The sequence below is a fragment of the Shewanella sp. genome (assembly GCF_051658185.1).
Lineage (GTDB): Bacteria > Pseudomonadota > Gammaproteobacteria > Enterobacterales > Shewanellaceae > Shewanella.
In genome coordinates this window covers 1-26,262 of sequence record NZ_JBOFMC010000143.1, presented here as the reverse complement: position 1 = coordinate 26,262, position 26,262 = coordinate 1, and the positions used below count along the sequence as shown (strand labels likewise).

The 26,262-nt window shown below is 48.6% G+C and carries 21 protein-coding genes; 6 read left to right on the top strand and 15 right to left on the bottom strand.

Annotated features, from left to right (window positions below; all coding sequences use genetic code 11):
- Positions 1–1,832, top strand: a 1,832-nt coding sequence (mutS, locus tag ACRCZA_RS06030; RefSeq protein WP_438673562.1) for a DNA mismatch repair protein MutS, incomplete at its 5' end; no start/stop codon positions are given.
- 89 nt (positions 1,833–1,921) lie between these two features.
- Here the strand turns inward: mutS and rpoS are convergent.
- The 11 genes from rpoS to mazG form a co-directional block, all read right to left on the bottom strand.
- Positions 1,922–2,911 (bottom strand): RNA polymerase sigma factor RpoS, encoded by a 990-nt coding sequence (rpoS, locus tag ACRCZA_RS06025; protein WP_438673561.1) that lies wholly within the window; start codon positions 2,909–2,911, stop codon positions 1,922–1,924.
- Positions 2,912–2,992: 81 nt separating this feature from the next.
- Entirely contained in the window at positions 2,993–3,877 is an 885-nt protein-coding gene (locus ACRCZA_RS06020) for a peptidoglycan DD-metalloendopeptidase family protein (RefSeq protein ID WP_438673560.1), read from the bottom strand.
- Between the two features lie 57 nt (positions 3,878–3,934).
- A complete protein-coding gene (locus tag ACRCZA_RS06015; RefSeq protein WP_438673559.1) occupies positions 3,935–4,570 on the bottom strand; it encodes a protein-L-isoaspartate(D-aspartate) O-methyltransferase in 636 nt (211 codons plus the stop codon).
- Complete coding sequence (gene surE, locus ACRCZA_RS06010) at positions 4,567–5,316, bottom strand: 5'/3'-nucleotidase SurE (protein ID WP_438673558.1); 750 nt, start codon at positions 5,314–5,316, stop codon at positions 4,567–4,569. The genes ACRCZA_RS06015 and surE overlap by 4 nt, the downstream gene beginning before the upstream one ends.
- A complete protein-coding gene (gene truD / locus ACRCZA_RS06005) occupies positions 5,313–6,398 on the bottom strand; it encodes a tRNA pseudouridine(13) synthase TruD (protein ID WP_438673557.1) in 1,086 nt (361 codons plus the stop codon). Before truD ends, surE begins: the two co-directional genes overlap by 4 nt.
- Before the next feature lie 8 nt (positions 6,399–6,406).
- Positions 6,407–6,904: a 2-C-methyl-D-erythritol 2,4-cyclodiphosphate synthase gene (gene ispF / locus ACRCZA_RS06000; RefSeq protein ID WP_438673556.1), complete on the bottom strand. Its 498-nt coding sequence runs from the start codon at positions 6,902–6,904 to the stop codon at positions 6,407–6,409.
- 39 nt (positions 6,905–6,943) lie between these two features.
- The gene (gene ispD / locus ACRCZA_RS05995) at positions 6,944–7,645 is read right to left on the bottom strand and encodes a 2-C-methyl-D-erythritol 4-phosphate cytidylyltransferase (protein WP_438673555.1); all 702 of its coding nucleotides are present in this window, start codon (positions 7,643–7,645) and stop codon (positions 6,944–6,946) included.
- Between the two features lie 81 nt (positions 7,646–7,726).
- A complete protein-coding gene (ftsB, locus tag ACRCZA_RS05990; RefSeq protein WP_438673554.1) occupies positions 7,727–8,026 on the bottom strand; it encodes a cell division protein FtsB in 300 nt (99 codons plus the stop codon).
- A gap of 98 nt (positions 8,027–8,124) precedes the next feature.
- Positions 8,125–9,420 carry a phosphopyruvate hydratase gene (gene eno / locus ACRCZA_RS05985; RefSeq protein WP_438673553.1) on the bottom strand — a complete coding sequence of 432 codons (1,296 nt, stop codon included), beginning with the start codon at positions 9,418–9,420 and terminating at the stop codon, positions 8,125–8,127.
- Between the two features lie 219 nt (positions 9,421–9,639).
- The gene (locus ACRCZA_RS05980) at positions 9,640–11,277 is read right to left on the bottom strand and encodes a CTP synthase (protein WP_438673552.1); all 1,638 of its coding nucleotides are present in this window, start codon (positions 11,275–11,277) and stop codon (positions 9,640–9,642) included.
- Positions 11,278–11,393: 116 nt separating this feature from the next.
- Entirely contained in the window at positions 11,394–12,308 is a 915-nt protein-coding gene (gene mazG, locus ACRCZA_RS05975; RefSeq protein WP_438673551.1) for a nucleoside triphosphate pyrophosphohydrolase, read from the bottom strand.
- Positions 12,309–13,139: 831 nt separating this feature from the next.
- Here mazG and ACRCZA_RS05970 point away from each other — a divergent pair.
- The gene (locus ACRCZA_RS05970; RefSeq protein WP_438673550.1) at positions 13,140–14,450 is read left to right on the top strand and encodes a hemolysin family protein; all 1,311 of its coding nucleotides are present in this window, start codon (positions 13,140–13,142) and stop codon (positions 14,448–14,450) included.
- A 195-nt stretch (positions 14,451–14,645) separates the two neighbouring features.
- Here the strand turns inward: ACRCZA_RS05970 and relA are convergent, their stop codons facing one another.
- Positions 14,646–16,853, bottom strand: a complete 2,208-nt coding sequence (relA, locus tag ACRCZA_RS05965) for a GTP diphosphokinase (RefSeq protein ID WP_438673549.1) — start codon at positions 16,851–16,853, stop codon at positions 14,646–14,648.
- 140 nt (positions 16,854–16,993) lie between these two features.
- Complete coding sequence (rlmD, locus tag ACRCZA_RS05960; protein ID WP_438673548.1) at positions 16,994–18,349, bottom strand: 23S rRNA (uracil(1939)-C(5))-methyltransferase RlmD; 1,356 nt, start codon at positions 18,347–18,349, stop codon at positions 16,994–16,996.
- Between the two features lie 98 nt (positions 18,350–18,447).
- On the opposite strand from rlmD, the gene barA reads away from it, so the two are divergent.
- Both barA and ACRCZA_RS05950 read left to right on the top strand, forming a co-directional pair.
- Complete coding sequence (gene barA / locus ACRCZA_RS05955; protein WP_438673547.1) at positions 18,448–21,243, top strand: two-component sensor histidine kinase BarA; 2,796 nt, start codon at positions 18,448–18,450, stop codon at positions 21,241–21,243.
- Positions 21,218–21,817, top strand: a complete 600-nt coding sequence (locus tag ACRCZA_RS05950) for a YjaG family protein (protein WP_438673546.1) — start codon at positions 21,218–21,220, stop codon at positions 21,815–21,817. The genes barA and ACRCZA_RS05950 overlap by 26 nt, the downstream gene beginning before the upstream one ends.
- A gap of 150 nt (positions 21,818–21,967) precedes the next feature.
- Here the strand turns inward: ACRCZA_RS05950 and ACRCZA_RS05945 are convergent, their stop codons facing one another.
- Positions 21,968–22,867 (bottom strand): LysR family transcriptional regulator, encoded by a 900-nt coding sequence (locus ACRCZA_RS05945; protein ID WP_438673545.1) that lies wholly within the window; start codon positions 22,865–22,867, stop codon positions 21,968–21,970.
- 220 nt (positions 22,868–23,087) lie between these two features.
- Between ACRCZA_RS05945 and ACRCZA_RS05940 the strand changes: the two genes are divergently transcribed.
- Together ACRCZA_RS05940 and recN are read left to right on the top strand one after the other, a co-directional pair.
- Positions 23,088–24,056 carry an AEC family transporter gene (locus tag ACRCZA_RS05940; RefSeq protein WP_438673544.1) on the top strand — a complete coding sequence of 323 codons (969 nt, stop codon included), beginning with the start codon at positions 23,088–23,090 and terminating at the stop codon, positions 24,054–24,056.
- Positions 24,057–24,177: 121 nt separating this feature from the next.
- Entirely contained in the window at positions 24,178–25,836 is a 1,659-nt protein-coding gene (recN, locus tag ACRCZA_RS05935; RefSeq protein WP_438673543.1) for a DNA repair protein RecN, read from the top strand.
- A gap of 206 nt (positions 25,837–26,042) precedes the next feature.
- Here the strand turns inward: recN and ACRCZA_RS05930 are convergent.
- On the bottom strand, positions 26,043–26,262 hold a 220-nt coding region (locus tag ACRCZA_RS05930; RefSeq protein ID WP_438673542.1), incomplete at its 5' end, for a phosphatidylglycerophosphatase A family protein.

Here is a 26,262-nt window from a genome sequence, read left to right as displayed (position 1 = left end):
AAGATACCCAACGTACTGCCCTGCCCCATATCAATGCCATTACTCGCTTTAATCAAACCGATACCATAGTGCTTGATGCGGCGACTCGGCGCAATTTGGAGCTCACCCAAAATCTCGCCGGTGGCCGTGACAATACTTTGGCCGCAATCTTGGATAATACGGCTACCGCAATGGGCAGTCGCATGTTGCAGCGCTGGATCCATCAGCCGCTACGCGATCGAAAGCCCATTATGGCAAGGCAAATGGTGGTGCATGAACTCTTAGAAACCAACCTCCATGACACACTCCATGAGCAACTTAAGGCCCTCGGCGATATAGAGCGCATTATGGCAAGGCTGGCGCTACGCACCGCAAGGCCGAGGGATTTTGCCCGGTTGCGCCAAGCCCTCGGTTTATTACCTGAGTTACAACACAGTTTAAGTACCCTCAATGCCCCACACATCGACAAACTGCGTCAACAGTTAGGATTATTTCCCTCCGAGCACGCGCTGCTCGAGCGGGCGATTGTCGACAATCCCCCCATGCTCATTCGCGATGGCGGGGTGATCCGTAACGGCTACCATGCTGAATTAGATGAATGGCGTGGATTAAGCGAAGGTGCCAGCGATTACCTAGTACAACTCGAAGCGCGGGAAAAAGAACGTACTGGCATTGCCACGCTGAAGGTGGGATACAACCGCGTGCATGGCTACTATATTGAAGTGAGTCGCCTACAATCCCAGCAAGTGCCTCTCAATTATCAGCGGCGTCAAACTCTTAAAAACATGGAGCGTTACATCACTCCCGAGTTAAAAGAATACGAAGAAAAAGTGCTCTCAAGCCAAGGCAAAGCCTTAGCCCTTGAAAAGCAACTGTGGGATCAACTTTTTGATCTTATTCTGCCCCAATTACACGCATTGCAAGCCTGCGCCCAAGCTGCGGCCGAACTCGATGTCTTAACCAATTTTGCCGAGAGAGCTGAAACCTTAGGTTACACCTGCCCAACACTCAGCAGCGATGTTGGCATAAGTATTGATGCTGGTCGCCACCCCGTGGTTGAGCGCGTCAGCCAAACACCTTTTATTGCCAACCCTGTCAGCCTGCATCAACAAAGACAGATGCTCATAGTGACCGGCCCCAATATGGGCGGTAAATCGACCTATATGCGCCAAGTCGCCCTCATAACCCTCATGACACATATAGGCAGTTTTGTCCCGGCCGAGCGTGCGGTTATTGGACCTATCGATCGGATATTTACCCGCATTGGCGCATCGGATGATCTCGCCTCTGGGCGCTCAACCTTCATGGTAGAAATGACTGAAACCGCCAATATTCTCCATAATGCAACGGCCAACAGCCTAGTGTTAATGGATGAAATCGGCCGCGGCACATCGACCTATGACGGCTTATCGTTAGCATGGTCAGCAGCGCAATATCTTGCCCAACAAATCGGCGCGCTCACCCTGTTTGCCACCCATTACTTTGAGTTAACCCAATTACCCGAACTCATTCCCACCGTCTATAACGTCCATTTAGATGCCATTGAGCATGAGGATACGATTGCCTTTATGCATGCAGTGCAAGAAGGGGCTGCGAGCAAGAGTTACGGTTTACAGGTCGCGGCGCTTGCAGGTGTCCCGAGCAAAGTGATTAAAGCGGCAAAACACAAGTTACATCAGCTTGAGAGTCGCGATCATCAGCAAGATGGCATCGCTCCCCCCATCCAGAGCCTACTGGCCTTACCTGAGCCAGCAGAACATCCTGCCATCATCAAATTACAGGCGATAAACCCTGATAATTTGACGCCAAAGCAAGCGCTTGACTTATTGTATGAGCTAAAACGCTTAAGCTAATCTGCAAGTTTTACCTAACAAAACGCCCACAGCTGTGGGCGTTTATCGTCATTGTCGATGTACAGTGTAAATAAAGGCTAGCAAAGAGCTTAATTTCGAAACAAGGCTTCGACAGACAAGCCCTGTGAACCGAGTAAGTCACGCAAGCGTTTTAGCGCTTCAACCTGAATTTGACGAACGCGCTCACGGGTTAACCCAATCTCGGCGCCGACATCTTCCAACGTAGATGGCTCATAACCAAGTAAACCAAAACGGCGCGCAAGCACTTCGCGTTGCTTAGTGTTCAGTTCATTGAGCCACTTCACCACCGAATTTGAAATATCTTCATCCTGCACTTTATAGTCGGGGCCGACGCTATCATCATCGGCAAGCACATCTAACAAGGCTTTATCATTATCCCCACCTAAAGGGATATCTACCGAGGTGATTTTTTCATTTAGCTTGAGCATACGGCTCACATCGGCGCTCGAGACTTGCAACTTCTCAGCAATTTCTTCCGCCGTCGGCTCATGATCCAATTTTTGCGCTAATTCACGGGCGGTACGTAAATAGACATTCAGTTCTTTGACAACATGGATAGGTAAACGGATGGTGCGCGTTTGATTCATTATTGCGCGTTCAATGGTTTGGCGGATCCACCACGTCGCATAGGTTGAAAACCGAAAACCGCGTTCTGGGTCAAATTTCTCTACGGCGCGAATAAGCCCAAGGTTGCCTTCTTCGATTAAATCTAACAGAGCCAGGCCGCGGTTATTGTAACGCCGCGCAATCTTCACCACGAGGCGCAGGTTACTTTCAATCATCCGATTACGGGATTTTTCACAGCCTTTTAAGGCCTTGCGGGAAAAATAAACTTCCTCTTCTGCGCTTAGCAATGGTGAAAAACCGATTTCACCTAAATAGAGTTGTGTGGCATCAAGATTTTTTTGTAGGTCATCTTGAACTTGATGCTCAAGCCCGAGCTCTTGCACTAAATCAGCAACAACATCGGTAACATCTTCTTTTTCAAGATCAAAGTCTGCGGGTTCTATGGAAAAATCTACTAGTTCTTCTACGACAGTGCTATTTATACGGCTCATGATCAAATCTCCCAAACCTAATTGAACTGCGTTAATTACTGCAATTTTCTATCCTCCTTTTGCCAACATGGCCCTAAACGATCATTGTTTAGGTAAATAGTTCAGTGGGTTAACAGATTGACCATGGTAACGAATTTCAAATCTGAGCATTACCTGATTTGTTCCTGTGCTACCCATTTTAGCAATTGTTTGTCCAACAAGGACATTTTGCTTTTCTTCGACTAAGATCTGATCTGCGTGAGCGTAAGCACTTAGATAATCTTCACTATGTTTAATAATGACTAAATTACCGTATCCCCTAAGCGCGTTACCCGCGTATACCACCCGCCCATCGGCGGCAGCTTTGATGATATCGCCTCGCTGTCCTGCGATCTTAATTCCTTTATTTCCCTGCTCGTTGGCAGAGTATGCCCCAACTAATTTCCCCCTCGCTGGCCACTGCCACTGACTCACATCCACTGGCAAAGTTGATGCCTCACGGTTAACTATTTGTTGAGAGCTTGTTGCAGAATACTCAGACTTCGCCTTCTGATCAAGTGTTTTTTTAGTGGATGTATCTGATGCTGCACTTTGGGGTGAACTTGATGCATAACGTTGATTTTCAACCGCTTTTACCTCGACACTCCCATTAGTGCGACTGACTTTGGCCGTTGATGACGTCGCTTGAGATGATTTTGCTATAGGAGATTCAGTTAACCGCAATACCTGCCCTGGATAGATGGTATAAGATTTATCTAACTGATTAATTTTAGCTATTTCGGTAAAATCCTTACCGGCCGCGAAGGAAATGGAATATAGCGTATCGCCTTTTTTGACCTTATAGACTTCCGCTTTAATTTGGCTTTGGTGGTGCTTTGCCTGCTTACGCGACAGGCTTTCGACGGGTGCAGGATGGTTGGCCTGAAAGCTACAGCCCACAAGCAACAATGCCAAGCAAAGGTTTATGGGTAAACCCCAATTCAACAATAACGACTCCTTTAATCGACTATCCATCTGTTTTAGTTAACATTGCCAACTGGCGACCTAAGCCAATGCCCCTTGAATTAAGGGCACAAACTTGACCATTTCGATCACCTCAGAGCGAAAACGATCGCCTTGGCGCGTGATCCGCAGCAGCTGTTGTGTTTCTTCCCCAACAGGCAACACCAACACGCCGCCTTCGGTTAACTGTGCCAGTAACGCCTCGGGTACCGTCTCGGCGGCAGCGGTTACCATAATGGCGTCAAAGGGGCTACGATTGGGCCAACCAAGCCAACCATCAGCATATTTAAACGTCACATTATGTAGGTCGAGTCGCTTTAGCCGCTGCCTTGCTTGGATCTGTAAGCCTTTTATCCGCTCAATCGTATAAAGCTCAGGGACTAATTGGGCTAAAATGGCGGCCTGATAGCCTGAGCCGGTCCCGACTTCCAGCACCTTTTTCGGCTGGGTTTGCAATAACAACTCGGTCATACGTGCCACTATATAGGGCTGGGAGATCGTCTGACCTTGGCCGATGGGCAGCGCGGTATTTTCATAAGCCTTATGAGCCAAGGCATTATCCAAAAATAGCTCCCGCGGTGTTTGTGAGATGGCCTGCAACACCCCTTGGTGACGGATCCCCGCTTCGTACAGTTTTTTTGCAAGATTGGCAGCCGATGTAGAAACAACGCGAGTCATAGTTTATCTACCCAATTTTGCAATGCCGCTAATTGTCGATAGGCCGTAAGATCCACCGTTAACGGCGTAATGGACACATATCCCTGGGCAATAGCATGAAAATCTGTCCCGGACGAGGCATCTTGCTCGCTGCCAGGAGGACCTAGCCAAAAAATTTCTCGCCCAGCCGGATCTTGGGTTCGCACTATGCCTTCCGCTTTATGGCGTGCACCTAAGCGAGTCACTTTGATCCCTTTAATCTGCGCAAGCGGTAAATCAGGCACGTTAACATTTAAGATCTGATCGCTTGCCAATGGATGAGCAAGTAACCCTTCAACAATACGCCGGGCATAGAAAGCGGCTGATTGGTAATGCTTGCCTTCAGACCCCGTAAGGGAGATCGCCACCGCCGGCAATCCTAAAAAGCGCCCTTCCATTGCAGCGGCCACGGTGCCCGAGTATAAGGTATCATCCCCCATATTCGCGCCGGCATTGATGCCAGAGACCACCATATCCGGTTCACCTTCGCAAAGCTCGCGAATGGCTAAGTGCACGCAATCGGTTGGCGTACCGTGCACTGAAATGTAGCCGTTATCTAACCTACTAATCCGTAATGGATTACTCAAGGTTAACGAATTGCTGGCGCCGGAACAATTGCGATCTGGCGCCACGGTGAGCACCGCGGCAATGTCACTCAGCGCCTCGGTTAACGCTTTAATCCCCGGAGCATTAACCCCGTCATCGTTACTGACCAGAATACGGATCATGATACCGCTTCATCATCGGGGCGCGTGGTCGTTGGCGCCTCAGGCGTTAGCGCGGCGCGCCATTGCAACTCTTTGACATCTTGATAATTCACTAACTCCCTTAGGACGGAGGTCGCAAAACTGCCCGCAGGTAAAATAAACTCTAACACTAGGCCGTCGGCCGTTTGTTGGTATTGTAATCCTTGGGGTTCAAGCAATAATGGACGCCGCTCCTGCTCTAGCCCTGCATGCTCTAGACCATAGCAATCCTCTGTCAAATCTGCCATTGCCGTGGTTTCCATCGCCGCTGCAGCACCTTGCGCTAACATCATCCCGCGCCCCCACAGTGGCGCTGAAAGTTGAATATCTTTTTCGATAAGCCGCTTTAACATTGGCAAATCCCATTGTTCAGCCACAAAGAAGCTTTTACTGCCCGCCAACATGACACAATCCCCGCTGAGCGGTTGAGTGCCGTGCTGGGCAAGACGGTATGACACGACGTGATTAAACAGATGCGAACGCACCGCGGATAAATACATGCTGCGTTTGTTTCTGTCTTTAACCTTTTTGCCCGCCAGCATTTGCCGACCCAAAATCAAATTTTTACCGTCATGGCCAAAGCGCTGCTCACCAAAATAATTTGGCACTCCGATTTGGCTGACTTTTTCAATTCGGCTGATGATATCATCGACATGGGTAACATTACGTAATGTCAGGATAAAACGATTCCCCAAGAGGGCCCCTATACGTAACTTTTTACTGTGACGACTGCTGGATAAAATCGTTAAGCGGTCGCTATTGAGCTCAGCCCACACGGGCGTTTCTTTGCCAGGGATACGAATGCCGAACCATTGCTCAGTGATGGCATTTTTATCTTTTTGGCCAGCATAGGTCACTTCTTTGGGATGAACCTTAGCAAACTTTGCCAACATTTCAGCCACTTGTACTGTATTTAGCCCATCTTTACGGATATGGACTAAGTGATGTTCCCCCTCGCCCGTCGGGCTAAAGGGAAGGATCTCTTTAACGATAAAATCGCTATTGTGAGTACGTAAATCTGCACTGCCGATTGGCTGGCCGTATAGGTAATGGAGTTCACTCATGGCGGTATTTATCTCGTTTCGTTATCTTGTTTACGGCGCATCAACAGCACGGCCTCGACCGCAATGCCTTCTTTACGGCCGGTAAAACCTAACTTTTCTGTCGTGGTTGCTTTGACATTAATATCATCTAATGCCGCCTGTAAATCGGCAGCCAGCACGTTACGCATCATCTCAATATATGGCGCCATTTTGGGGGCTTGGGCAATGATAGTGACGTCAAGATTGGCCAACTCAAAGCCCTTTTGGTTTGCTAACGCATAACAATGCCGCAGTAACACTCGACTGTCAGCCCCTTTATAGGCGGCATCAGTGTCAGGAAAGTGCTTGCCGATATCCCCAAGGGCCATTGCACCCAAAATAGCATCGCTAATGGCATGTAACACTACATCGCCATCGGAGTGCGCCACAAGGCCTGTTTCATAGGGCACTTCAACCCCACATAGGATCAATGGGCGCGCTTCGCCAAATTTATGCACATCAAAACCATGGCCAATACGGAGTGTCATTTAGCTATCCTAAAAATTGATTGTAATGAATGTAGTAACTTACTTAATGGCGCGCATTAAAAATAACTCAGCTAAGCCAATATCATCGGGATGAGTCACCTTAATGTTATCAGCTCGACCCGCAACTAATCCGGGCGCAATGCCCGCCCATTCCATTGCTGAGGCTTCATCGGTCACCACCGCCCCTGCAGCAAGCGCGCCTTGCAGGTGTTGACGAAGTGTCGCTAACGGGAAAAGCTGCGGGGTTAACGCATGCCAGAGATTATCGCGACACACAGTGGCGCTGATCTCTCCCTTTAGATTGGCGCGCTTCATGGTATCGCGCACTGGCATGGCTAAAATGGCCCCTTGAGGGAAGGTGAGCCGCGATGCCAGCAATTTATCAATATCTTCATGGGTTAAACAGGGGCGCGCTGCATCATGGACTAAGGCCCAGCCCTGCTCCGGGGCATGCATCAATGCTGCTAACACGGAATCCGCACGTTCACCGCCCCCAATAACCGTCACCAGTTTTGGATGTTGCGCCTGTGGCAACCGGGCAAAAAAATCATCCTGTGGATGTAACGCGACAATCACCTCGGCAATGAGTGGATGGGCCAATAACCGATCTAAGGTGTGGGCAAGGATCGTTTGCCCTTGAATTTCAAGATATTGTTTAGGCCTGTCGGCGCCCATTCGGGAACCAATCCCTGCCGCAGGCACAATCGCCACGACGGGATGATTAGAAGATAGTTGAGGCATTCTGTAAACCTGACTCTCGTGGTAAACACTGGCAGACAAAGGCCTGCAAGGCAAAGTGCCCGGCAGAGCAACGCGCTGCCATCATGGTGTAGGACTCGATACTGGCCGCTCCCCGCCCACCACACGGTAAAAAACTTCCCCTTGTTTTACCATGCCAAGTTCATTACGGGCGCGCTCTTCAATGGCTTCGGTGCCACGCTTAAGATCGATAATCTCTTCTTTAAGCACTTGATTTCGCTCATTGAGTTTAGCATTGCCTTCCTGTTGCACCGCAATATGTTTTTGCAGCGCAAAGTACTGCGGCAAACTATTGGTGCCCGACCAGAGCCGAAATTGCAATAAACCGAGTAGCACTATGAGTGCAAAAACAAAGTATTTCATGGAAGAATTTGCGTCAGTGTCTGAGATCAAAAAGATAACGCAGATAGTACAACAAAAAAGGCCACCAAGTGGTGGCCTTTTTACATCGGACGGCTAAATTACGCCTGACCTTTGATCTCCTTCAAACCGCGGTAAGGTGCTTTTTCACCTAATTGCTCTTCGATACGCAGCAATTGGTTATATTTAGCCACACGGTCAGAACGGCACAGTGAACCTGTCTTGATTTGGCCGGCCGCAGTACCCACCGCTAAATCCGCGATGGTTGCGTCTTCGGTTTCACCACTACGGTGTGAAATCACCGCGGTGTAACCTGCCGCTTTTGCCATACGGATAGCCGCTAAAGTCTCAGTTAATGAACCGATTTGGTTGAACTTGATCAGGATTGAGTTCGCGATGCCGTTCTCAATACCACGGGTTAAGATCTTAGTGTTAGTGACGAATAAATCGTCGCCGACTAATTGGATCTTGTCGCCCATGATCTGAGTTTGGTATGCCCAGCCATCCCAATCTGACTCATCCAGACCATCTTCGATAGACACGATTGGATATTGTTCAGTCAGTGATTTCAGGAAGTCAGAGAAACCGTTTGAATCGAATACTTTACCTTCGCCAGACAGGTCATATTTACCGTCTTTGTAGAATTCAGACGCCGCGCAGTCTAATGCCAGTGTCACATCAGTGCCCAGCTTGTAACCCGCTAATTCAACCGCTTCTTTAATTACGGCTAAGGCATCCGCGTTTGAAGACAGGTTAGGCGCAAAACCACCTTCATCACCCACAGAAGTGCTTAAGCCTTTACCGTGCAGTACTTTCTTCAGAGTGTGGAAAATCTCAGCGCCCATACGTAAAGCTTCACGGAAGTTTTTCGCGCCAACAGGCTGAACCATAAACTCTTGGATATCGACGTTGTTATCCGCGTGCTCACCGCCGTTAAGGATGTTCATCATCGGTACTGGCATCGCGTATTGGCCAGGCGTGCCGTTTAACTCGGCAATGTGAGCGTATAAAGGCATGCCTTTGAAGGCTGCAGCCGCTTTAGCCGCCGCTAACGACACCGCTAAAATCGCGTTCGCGCCTAATTTGTCTTTGTTTTCAGTGCCGTCTAAGTCGATCATGATTTGATCAAGCTCAGCTTGAGCCGTTGCATCTTTACCGATTAACGCAGTACGGATTGGACCATTGACGTTAGCAACAGCGGCTAATACCCCTTTGCCTAAATAACGGCTTTTGTCGCCATCACGCAGTTCCAGCGCTTCACGGCTACCAGTTGAAGCCCCAGATGGCGCAGCCGCCATCCCGATAAAACCACCTTCTAAATGCACTTCAGCTTCAACGGTGGGATTACCACGAGAATCCATAATCTCGCGGCCAATCACATTAATAATCTTCGCCATATTACCCTCGATTAACGTTAAAAATAAAAGAAAAACCAATACCTATGGGGATAAACAAATGTAGAGTACGACTAAATTCGCTTTCATTTTTGGTCGATACGCAGGTCGTTTATCAACATGGGGATCTGGTTCTCACTCAGAAAAAAGCAGCTTGGGCGTAAGCGGCCTGAGTGTAACAAAAGGCCGGCCCCACTGAGGTGGGACCGGCCTTGAATTGCATTACTTCAGTTCACGTTTTTGATGTGCACTGGCGGCGGCAACAAACCCTTCAAATAAAGGGTGACCATCCCGTGGTGTGGAGGTAAATTCAGGGTGGAATTGACCCGCAACAAACCAAGGATGATCCTTAAGCTCAATCATCTCCACCAATTTACGGTCGGACGATAAGCCACTGAAGACCATTCCGGCTTGTTCTAATCGCTCACGGTATTTATTGTTCACTTCATAACGGTGACGGTGACGCTCAATACAGGTATTGCCTTTATAGGCCTGCGCGGCTTTTGAACCTTCTTTTAAATGACATAACTGCGCGCCTAAACGCATAGTGCCACCTAAATCAGAAGCTTCGTGACGTTGCTCGACATTACCTTCTTCGTCAACCCATTCGGTGATTAAGCCCACGACGGGGAAAGGCGTATCTTTATTGAATTCCGTTGAATGGGCATCGGTCATGCCAGCCACATTACGGGCAAACTCAATCAACGCAACCTGCATACCTAAACAAATCCCGAAGTAAGGCAGATTGTTTTCACGGGCAAATTTTGCCGCCATGATCTTACCTTCAACCCCGCGCTCACCAAAGCCACCTGGGACTAAGATACCGTCTAAACCTTGTAAGACTTCATCGCCTTTGGCTTCTACAGTTTGTGAGTCAATGTACTTGATGGTGACAGATACGCGGTTTTTAAGGCCTGCGTGTTTTAACGCTTCGTTGACTGACTTATACGCATCCGGCAGTTCGATGTATTTACCCACCATACCAATCACGACTTCGCCGTTTGGATTGGCTTCTTGGTAAATCACATTTTCCCACTCAGACAAGTCGGCTTCACGGCAGGTTAAGCCAAAACGCTTAACCACTAAGTCATCAAGACCTTGTGAGCGCAGCAATGCCGGGATTTTGTAGATGCTGTCGACGTCTTTTAATGAAATCACTGCACGTTCTTCAACGTTACAGAATAGCGAAATCTTAGCGCGCTCGTTTGCTGGAATGGCGCGATCGCCACGGCAGATCAGCACATCAGGGGCAATCCCGATAGAACGCAACTCTTTTACCGAATGTTGAGTCGGTTTCGTTTTCACTTCGCCCGCAGCGCCTAAGAACGGCACTAAGGTTAAATGCATAAACAGCGTGCGATCACGGCCAAGCTCAACACCTAATTGGCGGATTGACTCAAGGAATGGCAGTGATTCGATATCACCCACAGTACCGCCGATTTCAACGATAGCCACATCGTGACCTTCGCCACCGGCTAACACTTTTTCTTTGATCGCGTTAGTGATATGCGGGATCACCTGAATCGTCGCACCTAAATAGTCACCACGACGTTCTTTACGCAGTACTTCTTCGTAAATACGACCTGTGGTGAAGTTATTGCGACGGTTCATCTTAGTGCGGATGAAACGCTCATAGTGACCTAGGTCGAGGTCTGTTTCTGCGCCGTCCTCAGTCACAAACACTTCACCATGTTGCGTCGGGCTCATGGTACCTGGATCAACGTTAATGTATGGGTCCAGTTTCATGATGGTCACATTGAGACCACGGGCCTCTAAAATTGCGGCTAATGAAGCGGCTGCAATGCCTTTACCTAGTGATGAAACCACACCACCAGTAACGAAGATATACCTTGTAGTCATGCTGAACCTGAGAAAATGAGTTTGAAAATACGTGCTTGTAAGAAAGCACTAGGACGGGGCAGTAGTATACCAAAGCTGTTGCCATTCGACAAACACCAATCCGGATAATTTGCCTTTTAACGCGATTCCTGCGCTTTGACCATGTCCCAGTAGGCGTCTAACTCTTCTAAGCTATGTGCTTCTAATGCTTTATTATTTTGCCTTGCAAAGGCCTCAACGCCTTGAAAACGGCGTTCAAATTTATCATTGGCTTGGCGCAGGGCCTGCTCCGGATCCACCTTTAAATGGCGTGCTAAATTCACTACCGCGAATAATAAGTCGCCCATTTCGGCCTGCACGTTGGCTTGATTGAGCGTTGTGTGATTCACTTCTGCCAGCACTTCATCAATTTCTTCATGGATTTTTGCCACCACAGGTTCAAGCTCTGGCCAATCAAACCCGACTCGCGCGACCCGTTGCTGAATTTTGATCGAACGCGATAACGCAGGCTGTGCGCGCGCAATATCATCCAGCACAGAAACTGGACTTGGTGAAGCACCCCCTGCCGCCAATGCCTTTTGTTGACGCTCGTTGGCTTTAATCGCTTCCCAATTGGCCTTCATTTGCTGACTGCTGGCATCGGCCTCAAATATGGCGTCACCAAACACATGGGGATGGCGACGGGTGAGCTTGTCGATGATTTTATTCACGACAGTGCTGAAATCAAACCTGCCCTGCTCTTTGCCTAGTTGGCAATAAAACACCACTTGGAATAATAAATCCCCCAACTCATCGGGCAATTCGTCTAAGGCCAAACGCTCTATGGTATCGGCCACCTCATAAGCCTCTTCGAGGGTAAATGGCACTATGGTGTGAAAGGTCTGCGCCTTATCCCAAGGACAGCCTGTTTGCGGATCGCGCAGTTTTTCCATAATCTTCAGCAGCGGCGCAACATCGGTTACAGACAGTTCTTTTGCTGACAGTTCTTTTGCTGACAGTTCTTTTGCAGAGAGCTCAGAAATAGAAGAGGAAGACCTAGTATGGGAAGTCATGCTGATATCCTTTCAAAAGAGTCGACACAGGCCAAGACACAGAGTGAATCAACAGAAATACACTCATGCAAAGTCGTGTCACAACTAAGGCAATAATAAGGGCAATAAAACGCTTATGATAAAGTAGCTAAGCTCAAAGTGCTATTGAGAGGGTTGAGATAACATTTTGGTGAAGAGCTTATGCCCAGATGACGAGCTGAATGCCTTTTAAAGTTCGCGAGGAAAACAGGGCCGCCACATATTTTTGTAGTAAAGCTAAAACCTCCAGCCAAGCATTATCCCCCTTAAAATCCTCACGATTCACGCTCTGTCAAGCCTTTCTAACCCGCTATGCACCCATCAATCGGAACAGAATACCAACAGTATGCCACAGGATCGCAACCAAGTGCCGCACAATGCTTTACAACTGCCGTTTGTTGTTTAATATACCCATTATCTTCACTTTTTTATCTAGGATTATGGACCCTCTCCGACGCCATGCAATCACATTTGTGGTTGCTAACATCATCAAAACATGTTGTTTTTTGCTTAATCTCAATGAGCTAATGCGACTTTCGCGGCAATCACTTCTGGCGCTCATTCCCCATTTACGCAAGCGTTGGCAATACTGGTCGCTAGGCCAAATAGCGTTTGCCCTTCGCTCATGTAGACCTAGGCTGTCGTTGCCGGGTTATCTTGCGATAACTCTTTCTATTGCGTTGCATTTTAAGAAAACGATGCAATGAGTCACCCCAAACCGGTTACGTTGCGGGTAATCCGCTTAACTAGTCGCCACTGTCGATTAATTGGTTTTACTCATGCATTTTAAAGCGGAGCGTTAGGCCCAAAGCTATGGAAATTTTTATTCTTGTTGGTTTGATTGTGTTAAATGGTTTATTTGCGATGTCTGAAATTGCCATTGTCACCGCGCGTAAATCTCGGCTAACCGCCCTCGCCCATGGAGGGAGTAGTACGGCTAAGGCGGCGCTAAAACTGGCTGAGGATCCCACCCAATTTTTATCCACGGTACAAATTGGGATAACCTCAATTGGGATTTTAAACGGCATATTTGGTGAATCCATTCTTGCCGAACCTTTATCCATTTGGTTACAAACCTTTGGCTTAAGCCCTGATTTAACTAATATATTTTCAACCGTATTGGTGGTGATTATTGTCACTTATGTCTCCATTGTGGTGGGCGAGTTAGTGCCCAAACGCATTGGCCAAGTCAGCGCTGAAAGCATCGCCTGTATCATGGCCAAGCCCATGTTGTTACTTGCGGTCGCAACAAAACCCTTTGTATGGATGCTATCAGGCTCGACCCACACATTGATGCGGCTAATGGGGTTTTCCCATCGGCTGCACGACAATGTGACTCAGGAGGATATTCAGGCGATGTTGCAGGAAGGCTCGTCGGCAGGAGTGATTGAGCACAACGAACATGCCATGGTAAAAAATGTGTTTCGCTTAGATGAGCGCACGATTTCATCCTTGATGGTGCCACGTTCGGACATCGTCTTTCTCGATCTGAACCAACCCCTTGAGGTTAACCTCCAAACGGTCATGCAATCGCCCCACTCGCGCTTCCCGGTGTGCCGTAACAATATCGACGATATGGTGGGGATTATTTCCGCCAAACAACTGCTATCTCAATCTATCGCCGGGCAGCCTTTAGCACTGGTGGATTTGGTCAAAAATGGTAACTTTGTCCCCAATAGTTTGTCGGGGATGGAGCTGCTTGAGCATTTTCGCACCACGGGTTCACAGATGGTGTTTGTCGTTGATGAATATGGTGATTTAAAAGGCTTAGTGACACTGCAAGATATGATGGATGCCTTAACGGGTGAGTTTTTTCAAGAGGATGTGAACAACCAAATGGTGGTCAAAAGGCAAGATGGCTCTTTACTGCTCGATGGCCTGCTGCCGATTTTTGACCTCAAAGACACCCTTGGGATCAAGCAACTGCCCGCCGAAGATGACGGCCATTATCAAACCCTCAATGGATTGTTGATGTACGAACTCGGGAAAATCCCGCAAACCACTGACGTAGTGCAGCTTGCCGACTGGCGTCTCGAAATTATGGATATGGACGGCAAACGGGTCGATAAAGTCCTCGCCCAAAGGATACCGGATGATGCCGAGGCGCCGGCACTCATCGAGTAAAAACTGCAGCGGTAAACCTGCCGAACGCTCAGGCCCCCTCGATAAGCCGCAATGCCATTGCGGCCAGCGTAAAGTACAGCCGCCGCGCTCGCGTTAACCTTAGACTCACGCAAGTGCTGAGTCTAAGTGACCCAAAAGTCATTGGTTAGCTTAAAACACTCAAACCACTAAACGCGATAGCCAGCCACTTAAACGCTATAGCCGCCTAGCCTCAATCACACTATCGACCTGGGAGAGCTTAGATAATACCCGCGATAACCCATCGAGGTTATACAGCTCCAATTCCAACTCAATGGCCGCCGTTTGGTTTTTAATATCCGAGGAGGAACTCATGGCGAGCACATTGGATTTCTCCGCCGCCAACACTGAGGTTAAATCTCGCAGTAAACCGCTGCGATCGTGGGCCAAGACACGCAGGCGCATCCGGTAACCGCCGGAGTAATTTTCACCCCAAACCACATCGACACCCCGCTCAGGGTGAACGCGCATCAACTCTTTTACCTGCTCACAATCGGCGCGGTGCACCGAAATGCCGCGCCCCTTAGTGATAAACCCGAGGATTTCATCCCCCGGCACCGGTTGGCAGCAACGGGCGATATGGTTAAGCAGGTTGCCAACCCCGTTGACCTCTACTTGACCGCGGCCACTGCTGGCCGGTTTATGTTGGCCTTTTTTAACCAACTCTTCGACGGCGTCCGCCTCCGACACTTCATCGAGACGCAGACGACTTTGAATATGGTTGACCACTTGATGCAAACGCACATCACCGCCGCCAATCGCGGCGAGCAAATCATCCATACTCGCCATATTAAAACGCTCTACGGCGATGGCGGCATCTTTAATTTTAAGGCTGACCCGCGCCAGCTCAGATTCAAGCATCTCCTTGCCAGCCGCAATATTTTTGTCGCGATCCTGCTGCTTAAACCAATGTTGAATTTTCGAGCGCGCCCGGGCGGTACGAATGTAACCTAGGTTTGGATTAAGCCAATCGCGCTTAGGATTGGGCTGTTTTGAGGTGATGATCTCAATGCGCTCGCCCGTTTCAACCTGATAGGTAAAGGGCACAATGCGGCCATCAACCTTCGCGCCAATACACTTATGCCCAACCTGAGAATGAATATAATAAGCAAAATCGAGCACGGTGGAGCCGAGCGGTAAGTCGACGACCTCACCGCTGGGGGTGAATACATACACTCGGTCTTCAAACACTTGGCTGCGCACTTCTTCAACCAAGTTGCCGCTTTCAACCACATCTTCTTGCCACTGTAAAATTTTACGCAGCCAATTAATTTTCTCTTCATAGCCGCTTTGCTTGCCGCTGTGGTTACCCTCTTTATATTTCCAATGCGCCGCCACCCCTAGCTCAGCATCCTCATGCATATCTTGGGTACGAATTTGAATTTCAACAGTTTTACCCTCTGGCCCGACGACAACAGTGTGGATAGATTGATAACCGTTAGGTTTAGGGTTAGCGACATAATCGTCAAACTCGCGCGGAATATGGTGCCAAAGAGTATGCACCACGCCTAAAGCACCATAGCAATCCTGCAAACGCTCAGTGACGATACGCACGGCGCGCACATCAAACAACTCATCAAATTTAAGGTGTTTGCCTTTCATCTTGCGCCAAATACTGTAAATGTGTTTTGGGCGGCCATACACCTTGGCGCGGATATGCTCCTCATCGAGTTTTTGCTGCAATTGACTGACAAATTTTTCGATAAAAATTTCGCGATCGAGCCGCTTTCCATCAAGCTGCTTGGCAATTTCTTTGTAGGTATCGGGGTGCAGATAACGAAACGAAATATCCTCAAGCTCCCACTTCAATTGACCAATCCCTAAACGGTTGGCGAGCGGCGCGTAGATATCGGCGATTTCCCGGGCGAGTAACACCCGGGTTTCTTCATCGGCATTTTTCACGGCGCGCAGCAAACACACGCGCTCGGCCAATTTAATCACCACCGCGCGCACATCTTCGACCATGGCCAGCAACATGCGGCGGATATTATCGATTTGCGGTTCGCTGGAGCGGGAGTTGGGATTGATTTTCAAGGCGCCAATGGCATTCATGGTCACCACGCTGGCCACTAAACGCGCCAGCGGCGCACCAAACTTATCTTTGATGGCCTCTTCCGTTAACAGCCCGGCATCAAACACCACAAACAAAATGGCGGCCAGCAGGGTGTCGATATCCATATTGAGCGGCGCCAGAATTTCCACCATCTCACGGGCTCGCTCCAACAGTTCTCTTTTCGCGGCGGGGCTCTTCGCGGCCAAGGCATCCACTTGACGAATAAGCGTGAGCAACCGTAACGCATCATCGGCATGACTAACATAACGAGCGACCCACTCTTCTAACTGAAAATCGGGATCATTAAAGTGCGCTTCGCGAACAGAGACCATCTCATTTATTTCCTTATTCGTGCACAGGAGAACATTGACACCCCTTAAGCCTTCCTATCTTCAGCATTGGGGTGAACTTGTCAAACGCAACCGTCTAAATAATGACATTTTTTAAGATATTGCAATGCGTTAACGGTGCTCTACTGGGTTAATTCAAACAGTGCCATCGCTTCGATATGGTGCGTTTGGGGGAACATATCAATAAGCCCCAATTGTTTTAGTTGGTAACCCCGCTCCAATAACACGGCGCTATCTCGGGCTAAACTGGCAGGATTACAAGACACATACACCACTTGGCGGGGCTTCATCTTTTTCAGCCACTGCAAACTTTCAAACGCGCCAGCACGGGCAGGATCGAGGAGTAACTTATCAATTTTGCCAAGCCAAGGCTCAAGGGATAAATCGGCACTGAGATCCGCGTGATAAAACGTTAAATTATCCAACTGATTTTGCTGAGCATTGACGCGAGCCTGAATCACCATCTCGGCAACCCCTTCGACGCCGATGACCTCGGCCCCGCTTTTGGCCAAGGGCACACTAAAATTACCCATGCCGCAGAACAAGTCCAAGATCCGCTCCCCCGGTTTGGGGGCCAACCAATCGAGCGCCTGATTAACCATGGCCTGATTAATTTGCCCATTGACCTGCACAAAATTGCCCGGGGTAAACGATAACGTCACCGCGTTGGCGTCATCGCCAGCCGCGCACAGTTGATACTCAGGTAAGGCGAGCTCGCCATGAAGGCGCTGCAATTGTCCGTCGTTATCCTGCAGCAGCATCTGCACTTGGTGCCGCTCGGCAAAATCGCTCAGCGTTGCCTGATCTTTGGCATTTAATGGCTTAGTTATCCGCAGCACCGCAAAATGGCCATTATCGGCAGCAATCAATTCAAGATGACCTACACTCGCCTTGGCCGACAATTGATTTAGCACCTTAGCAAAGGGCACGATTAACGCTGACAAAGGCTGTGCGAGCACCGGACATTGGCTAATAGGCACCACATCTGAACGGCTAGCCGCGCGAAAACCTAAGCTTAGGTGTTTGGTATTTTTATCAAATAGCGTTGCAAGCCGAGCGCGGCGACGGTAATGCCACCCCTCGCCCTCTAAGGTTGGGGCGAGGAAGGCGCCGTCACCGGTGCCGGCCAATTTAGCCATAATATTCACCAGCGCAGCCGCCTTGTGCTCTCGTTGAGCCGATAATGTCATATGCTGTAGGTCGCAGCCGCCGCAGGTATGATAATGAGGGCAGATAGGCGCTACGCGTGCAGGGCTTGCGCACTCAACCTTAAGCAGCTTCGCGCGGGCATAATTTTTCTTTTGCTCCGTCAGCTGCACTTGCACGCTTTCATTCGGCAGCGCCCCGGCAATAAAGACCACCTTGCCCTGATGTTGTGCAATGCCAGCGCCTAAGTGATCGAGCTGATCCACCTTAAGGGATAACTTAGCCGATAACTGTTTGGAACTATTTGGTTTTGCTTTAAAAAATTGCGCCATTTCGGCCTCTGTATCAATAAAAAACTGGTCAAGACCGGCCTTTTTCTGGCAGTCTTGTCACACTTGTCTCTTCGGTCTGAGGAATAAATCGCGCCGCTATGAACCCTGTTAACAATATGTCCAAATACAGCCTTCGCTCTTGGGTTCTGGTGCTGGCGCTCGCACCGACCATTTTGGTCGGTATTCTTCTGGGGGCCTACTTTACCATAAATCGCTTTTATGAGCTCGAAGATACACTGATTGCCCAAGGAGGCAATATTATCGAGCCGCTGGCCATCGCCAGTGAAGCCAATTTGCTTAATCACGATCGCGAAGCCACCAAGCGCTTACTCGCGGCGGCGCAGCTTAACCAATCCACCTTAGTCAAATCCATCGCCGTGTTCGATGCCAACAACCAACTCTTTGTCACCTCTCACTATCACAAAGATTTTGAGATCATGCGGTATAAAGAGTTGCTGCATAACTTACAAAAAACCGAAATTGAACATATCGACGATAGCCTCATCCTGCGCAGCCCCATTTTTGCAACAACGCCATCGTCAAACCATGCCGACAATGCCACCCAAAGCCAGGAATCCATAGGCTATATTTCTATTATTATCAATAAAGAGCGGGCCTTGCTTGAGCAGCATCGTGCCGCCATTGCCGCCTTTTTTATCGTACTACTTGGGGTGCAATTAAACCTGCTGTTTACCTTCCGCTTAGTTAAACACGTCACTCATCCCATTACTGAAATGGTGCGAGTGGTGGCCAAAATCCGTGAAGGCAAATTAGACGCCCGTTTAGAAGAAGATCTCATTGGGGAGCTCGATTTACTCAAACGCGGCATTAATGCCATGGCAGGCTCGTTATCGGAATACCACAATGAAATGCAACAAAATATCGATCAGGCCACCTCCGATCTACGAGAAACCTTAGAACAAATTGAAATTCAAAACGTTGAATTAGACTTAGCCAAAAAACGCGCCCTTGAGGCCAGCCGAATTAAATCGGAGTTTTTAGCCAATATGTCCCACGAGCTGCGCACCCCATTAAATGGGGTCATCGGCTTTGCCCGGCAATTGATCAAAACCCCCTTGCATGCCAGCCAAGTGGATTACATCAACACTATCGAGCGCAGTGCCACCAATTTGCTGGCGATCATTAACGATATCCTCGATTTTTCCAAACTTGAAGCGGGCAAAATGGTGTTAGAAAAAATGCCCTTTGGATTACGCGAAACCATCGGCGATGCAATCACCTTGATTTCAGGCAGTGCCCATGAAAAAGGGCTCGAATTGGTCATCGATATTGCCGCCGATGTGCCCGATAACATCAATGGTGATGCCATGCGTGTCTGCCAAATTATCAACAATTTAGTTGGCAATGCGATCAAGTTTACCGATCATGGCAGCGTGCAGGTCAAGCTCGAACTTGAGAGCCAAACCGCTGAACAGGTGGTCCTGCGGTGTGATGTGATTGACACGGGTATTGGGATTACTGAAAGCCAACAAGACTATTTATTTCAAGCCTTTGGCCAAGCAGACTCCTCCATTTCGCGCCGCTTTGGTGGCACAGGGCTTGGGTTGGTCATCACCAAACGTTTAGTCAATCAAATGGGCGGGCAAATTAGTTTTACCTCCAATGTGGATCAGGGCTCTAATTTCTGGTTTACCCTGCCGTTAAGTCTGGGGCAATTCCAAATTGGCGACTCATTACCCATTGAAAAACTTAAAGATAAAACTGTGCTACTCTATGAGCCACGGGTACTGTCCCATGCGGTATTAAGCCGGCAATTACATCAATGGCATACGAAAGTGACCCATCATCAACACGTCGCCAGCCTCTTGACCACCCTCGCGAATGTTGAAGCCCCATTCGATTACATCCTATTGAGTTGCCATGGCTTTAAGGATGTCAAACAGCTCGTAAACACCATGAGCTTAGCCAAATCCCACACCGCCTGTTTAATCGCCTTATACGATTGCCAAGGGCCAGAAATGCTCAACCAGATGATTCGTCCCAATGCCGATGCCGTGATTTCATTGCCCGTGATTGAACACCAATTAGCCCGCAACCTGCTCTATCCGCCCAAAGAGCTCGATATGCCGGTGCCGCAAGCGATTGTCGCCCCTGCCGCTCGCCAACCGTTGACCGTACTGGCGGTGGACGATAATTTTGCCAATCTAAAACTGATAGACACTCTGCTAAACGAATTAGTCACGACGGTCGTTTCAGTTAATAGCGGTGAGGAAGCCGTTAAACAAGCCAAAATCCGCACATTTGATCTCATTTTTATGGATATTCAAATGCCTGGCACCGATGGGATCAGCGCTACAAAGCAAATTCGCCAAGACTCCTTAAACCGCAATACACCGATTATTGCGGTGACCGCCCATGCGATTGCCGAAGAACGTGAGCTTATTTTTGGCAGCGGCATGGAAGGCTACTTGCCTAAACCCATTGATGAAGCCGCGCTTAAAATGGTGATCAACCGCTGGATTGCCCGGCCCAAATTTACGCATTTTGATCTGCACACCCTAAATTGGGAGTTATGCTTAACCCAAGCGAACCATAAGTCTGATCTTGCCCTAGAGATGCTGAGAATGTTACTGGACTCCCTGCCGCAAACCGTTGAGAGCATTCAACAATCACTCAACCAACATGATCCACAAACCCTGCTCAGCACTATCCACAAATTACATGGTGCCAGTTGCTACTGCGGCGTACCGACCACCCAACGATTATGCCAAGAGATTGAAACCGCCTTGAAGCGCCAAAGCCGTGTGGCAGATCTCGAACCCGAAATACTAGAGTTACTTGATGAGTTAACTAAGGTAGAATCAGCGGTAAAACAAGTGCTATCACAGCTATCAGCGGAAATAATCGATGACCAAAAAAACGGGCTTCTTTAAGCGCCTAAAGGCGTTAGAATTACCACATAAACAACTCTTTGCCATTGCACTTTGTCAACGCATGCTGCCCAACTACCAACTGTTTTCCGAGGTATGTGAATTTGGTGATCCCAAGGTACTGAGCACAGTATTAGAACTGTTATGGCAGTCCCAATACGATAAAAAACTGAAATTTAATATCGATATTCATCTGCAGCGCCTCGAAGATAACACTCCAGATCCCGCCAATTTTACCGCCTATGGTGTTTTTCCGGCCATGGATGCCGTCGTCGCCCTCAGTACCTTGTTGAACGCAATCCAAGACGGCATTGAAGAAGATATCACCAATATCAGTAAATTATCCTCTAGTACCGTCGCAAACTATATCGAAGCCATCAGTGATGTGGCGTTAGTCGATGAAGCGTTGGATGATTTTATTTTTGCCCATGAAGTCATGGTGGAAGAAAAAGCCATTCAAAACGCATTACTCGAAATCATTGAAGAAGCTCCCCAGATTACTCCTGAGCTGGTCAAAGGCTTACGTAAAGAGATTATCGAAGCGGGCGTGTCGAATATCGGTATCAGTATGGCGTAAGTCTGTTGGGCGGATGGGGCACAAACCTGCCCCTCTGCAATCTAGATTCAAACCTTAAAACAAGGCTAATGCATTGTTAATCCTATGATTATCACTCGCAGCGGTGTTACCGTAGCACTATTGGCGCGCATCACGCCTATTTCCGACTTGCTATTGCATCGAGAATAATTCGGCTGCCTTTGATTGCATAAATTCAATAAAGACTCTGACTTTTTGCGGCTGCTGACTGCGCTGATGATACAAAATTGAAATCCGTCTTTGCTCCCCCTGCCATTGAGGCAGCAATACCTGTAAACGTCCATCTTTAATATGTTGTTTTACAAATAATTCAGGCCCATACAAAATTCCGCCGTGATCTAAAGCAGCTTGAATCGCGCCGTGTAAATCGGTCAAGGTCAACTTAGTCGGGCCATTAAAGTAAAAAGATTCACCATTAGGATGCTTTAACTGCCAATTAAATAACGGCCATACTTTGATGAGCTGATGCTGCTCAAGCTCCTGTGGATGGGTTAAAGGGGGGGCCTTGGCCAAATATTCTGGCGTGGCAAATAAACAATAATCGAGTTCCCCTAGTGTGCTCGACACCCATGAAGAATCCGGCTGCGCTCCGCCAACAATTGCCACATCGATGCCCTTGTCAATCAAATCCACTAACTCATTACTTTGGGAGATATGCAAGTGAATGTCGGGATAAAGCCTGCCAAATTCGTTCAAGGCACGAATAAATAAAATCGAAATAATCGAGATAGGCGCAGCGATGCGCAGGGTTCCTTCGGGTTTATCGCTGCCAACACCGGTTAACTCATCAAATTGGGCGATGACACTTTGGTAACGCTGAAATAACGCTAAGCCCTCCTCCGTCAGCCGCAACTTGCGAGTACTGCGCATAAATAGCTGTTTATTGAGTTTATCTTCCAGTTTAGCCAGTTTACGACTCACCGTAGCGATAGGCATATCTAAGTCCTGCGCCGCCCGAGAAAAACTCCCGGCATTCACTAGGTGTACAAACAGGTAAATAAGTTGCAATTCACCGCCGACATCATCACTCATGTTGACTCCAAATGTTGCGATACGCCTAGCGGCGTTCGCGCTAAGGCTAAGGCTAAGGCTAAGGCTAAGTCATTGTGTTTAAAACATGGAATTATTCACTTATACGACCATAGCGCAATAGCTTACGCCTTTGAGGCTATGTTATTTTGCTACTATGGCGCCAGTTAAGCCCCGTTGGCTTAGGCGAATAATGTTAAATCAACAAGGAAGAGTGAGGGTCATGACCATATTAACCCCGCTGTTTGCCGTCTTCGGGATCATGCTGTTAGGTACACTCATACAAAAGTTGCGACTGCTTCCCATCGAGACCGATCAAGTGCTCAATCAGTATGTGTACTATATCGCCTTCCCCGCGATTTTGTTTATCGCCCTCGCGCAGCAACCGATTGATGAAATTCTGCAGTGGCGATTTATTGCCGGCTACAGTGTCACCATAGTCACCATTTATTTGCTCAGCCTTGGGGTTTCTCTGCTAACTCAGCCAAAACAACCCGCCGCGGCGGCGATGCGGGCCCTCAATGCCACCTTTGGTAATACTGCATTTATCGGGATCCCTTTACTGACCATCCTCTTTCCCGGCCAACAAAGCGCCCTCGTGGCCGCAGCCATCGCTAGCTTATTATCGGTTTTAATGTTTGCCGTTACCTTAGTCTCGTTAGAGCTCTACACTAACACCCAGCGCCAGCAGCATGCGGCCATCATTATGTTCTTGGCCGTCGTGAAAACCCCCATAGTGATCGGCAGCCTTATTGGTGTTGGCGTCTCGGCGCTCAGCATTAACCTGCCTTCTGGCCTTACGATGATGATCCAGCAAATTGGTAATACCTCAAGCCCCTGCGCCCTATTCGCCATTGGCATGGTGCTAGCCAAGGCCATGCGCTATCAAAAAGATAATCCGCTGTTTAATGCTGCCCATCTTGCCGAATTGAGCCTGATCAATCTGTGCAAACTGGTAATACAACCCGCCCTGGCCTACCTCATGCTGCGATCCTTTGGGGTTAGCGCTGACTATCTGGTGATGGGGGTGATCCTCAGTGCTTTACCCACGGCGGCTAGCGTGTATTTACTCGCCCAACGCTACCACACCCAGGCCAGCACCAGCGCCCAAGGTATCCTATTTGGCACTCTCGTGACCTTTTTTAGCCTGCCAATCCTGGAGGGGCTTGTAAAAACTTATACACAATCATAACTTTAAAAATACACTACACTAAATCGCTGGAAATTCGCCCAAGGCCACTTTACTGTATAAAAAATCAGTATATACTGTTTATCAATACAGTGTTTTGGTGAGTTTTCGACAGGAATTCATTATGCTTTGCCAACTCAGCATCAACAATTTCGCGATAGTCCGTTTTCTTGAGCTCGACTTCCGCCCCGGCATGACCAGTATTACTGGCGAAACAGGGGCGGGGAAATCCATTGCTATTGATGCACTCGGACTGTGCCTTGGCAATCGAGCCGATGCCAGCAGCATTCGCCCCGGCGCAAACAAAACCGAGGTTAGCGCTCGTTTCTCCCTCACCGATATTCCGTTAGCCAAACGCTGGTTAGAGGATAATGATCTTGATCTAGATGATGAGTGCATCCTGCGGCGCACGATTAGCCACGATGGCCGTTCACGCGCCTACATCAATGGCAACCCCGTTCCCTTAGTCCAACTTAAATTATTGGGACAACTCTTAGTCGGTATTCATGGTCAACATGCCCACCACGCCATGTTAAAGAGCGAGCATCAACTGAGCCTGCTTGATAGTTATGCCAACCATAGGTTATTGCTTGAGAGCGTCTCGGCCAGCTATCAACGCTGCAAACACATTGAAGCCGAGTTACAACAACTCATCACCTCACAACAAGAACGTATTGCCCGTAAACAGTTAGTCCAATACCAAGTGGAAGAGCTTGATGAATTTGGCCTAAAAATCAATGAATTTGAAGAAATTGAACAGGAACATAAACGATTAGCCAACAGCACCGAACTGGTCGACAACTGCCAAGCAAGCCTGTTATTACTCACCGATGACGAAGACAGTAATATCGCCTCCTGGCTAAACAAAGCCGTATCCCTTGCCGACAATTTACAGAGCGTTGATCCTGCCTTAAGCAATGTCTGCACTATGCTCAATGACGCCCTAATCCAAGTGCAGGAAAGTAGTAGTGAATTACAGCATTACCTCAGCAACTTAGAACTCGATCCTGCCCACTTTAGCTATTTAGAAGAGCGGCTGTCTAAAGCGATGCAACTGGCGCGCAAACACCATGTGAGCCCCAATAAACTGGCTGAGCACCATCAGGCTTTAACCGCTGAACTGGCGAGCCTTGACGGGGATGAAAGCAAATTAGAAGACATTCAACAGCAACTGGAGGCCAGTAAAATCGCCTACCTTGCCAACGCTCAAAAACTCAGCCAAAGTCGCTCGCGCTATGCAAAAGAGCTCGACAAACAGGTGACCCAGTCAATCCACGAACTCAATATGCCAAAAGGCAAATTTACGATTGAGGTTAACTTTAACCCCGATCTTCTCTCACCAAATGGGAGCGATCATATCGAATTTTTGGTCACGACTAATCCAGGACAACCATTACAGCCGCTGGCTAAAGTTGCATCCGGTGGTGAGCTATCCCGCATAGGTCTTGGTATACAAGTGATTACCGCGAAAAAAGTGGCAACGCCGACTCTGATTTTCGATGAGGTCGATGTGGGGATTTCAGGGCCAACGGCAGCGGTTGTCGGCCGAATGTTGCGCAGTTTAGGAGAGTCGACCCAAGTGCTCTGTGTTACCCATTTACCACAAGTGGCGGGCAATGGACATCAACACCTATTTGTGAATAAATTTAATAAAGCCGGCAGCACTGAAACCACGATGACAGCCTTAGATCGCGAGCAGCGCATTCAAGAGTTGGCCCGCTTGTTAGGTGGCGATACGATTACCAACAACACGCTGGCCAATGCACGGGAGTTACTACAATAACTGACACGGCGAAATTGACAGCTCATAGGTCTAAAACGAGGCCTATGAGCAGCAAGAGAATAATCTGAATCAAAAGCACGAATGAAATCACCGCGCTTAAAACCCTGAGCGCATGACGCTAGCGCCAAGACGCATCAACTGACCTCACTCACCTAAAGTGGATAAGGTAAGCATAGCGGCGGCATATCCAGCGGCATATCCAGCGCCTAAGCTAAGCCCCAAGCGAGTCCCTGCAAACAGAGCAGTGCAAATATCCCCGCCAACACATCGTCAATCATAATGCCAAAACCGCCTGCGACCTTGGCATCAAGCCAACGAATCGGCCAAGGCTTAATGATGTCAAAAAAGCGAAACAAGACAAAACCGCCTAAAAGCCATATCCAGCCAGTAGGCGCGGCGATCATAGTGATCAGTAGTCCAGCGACT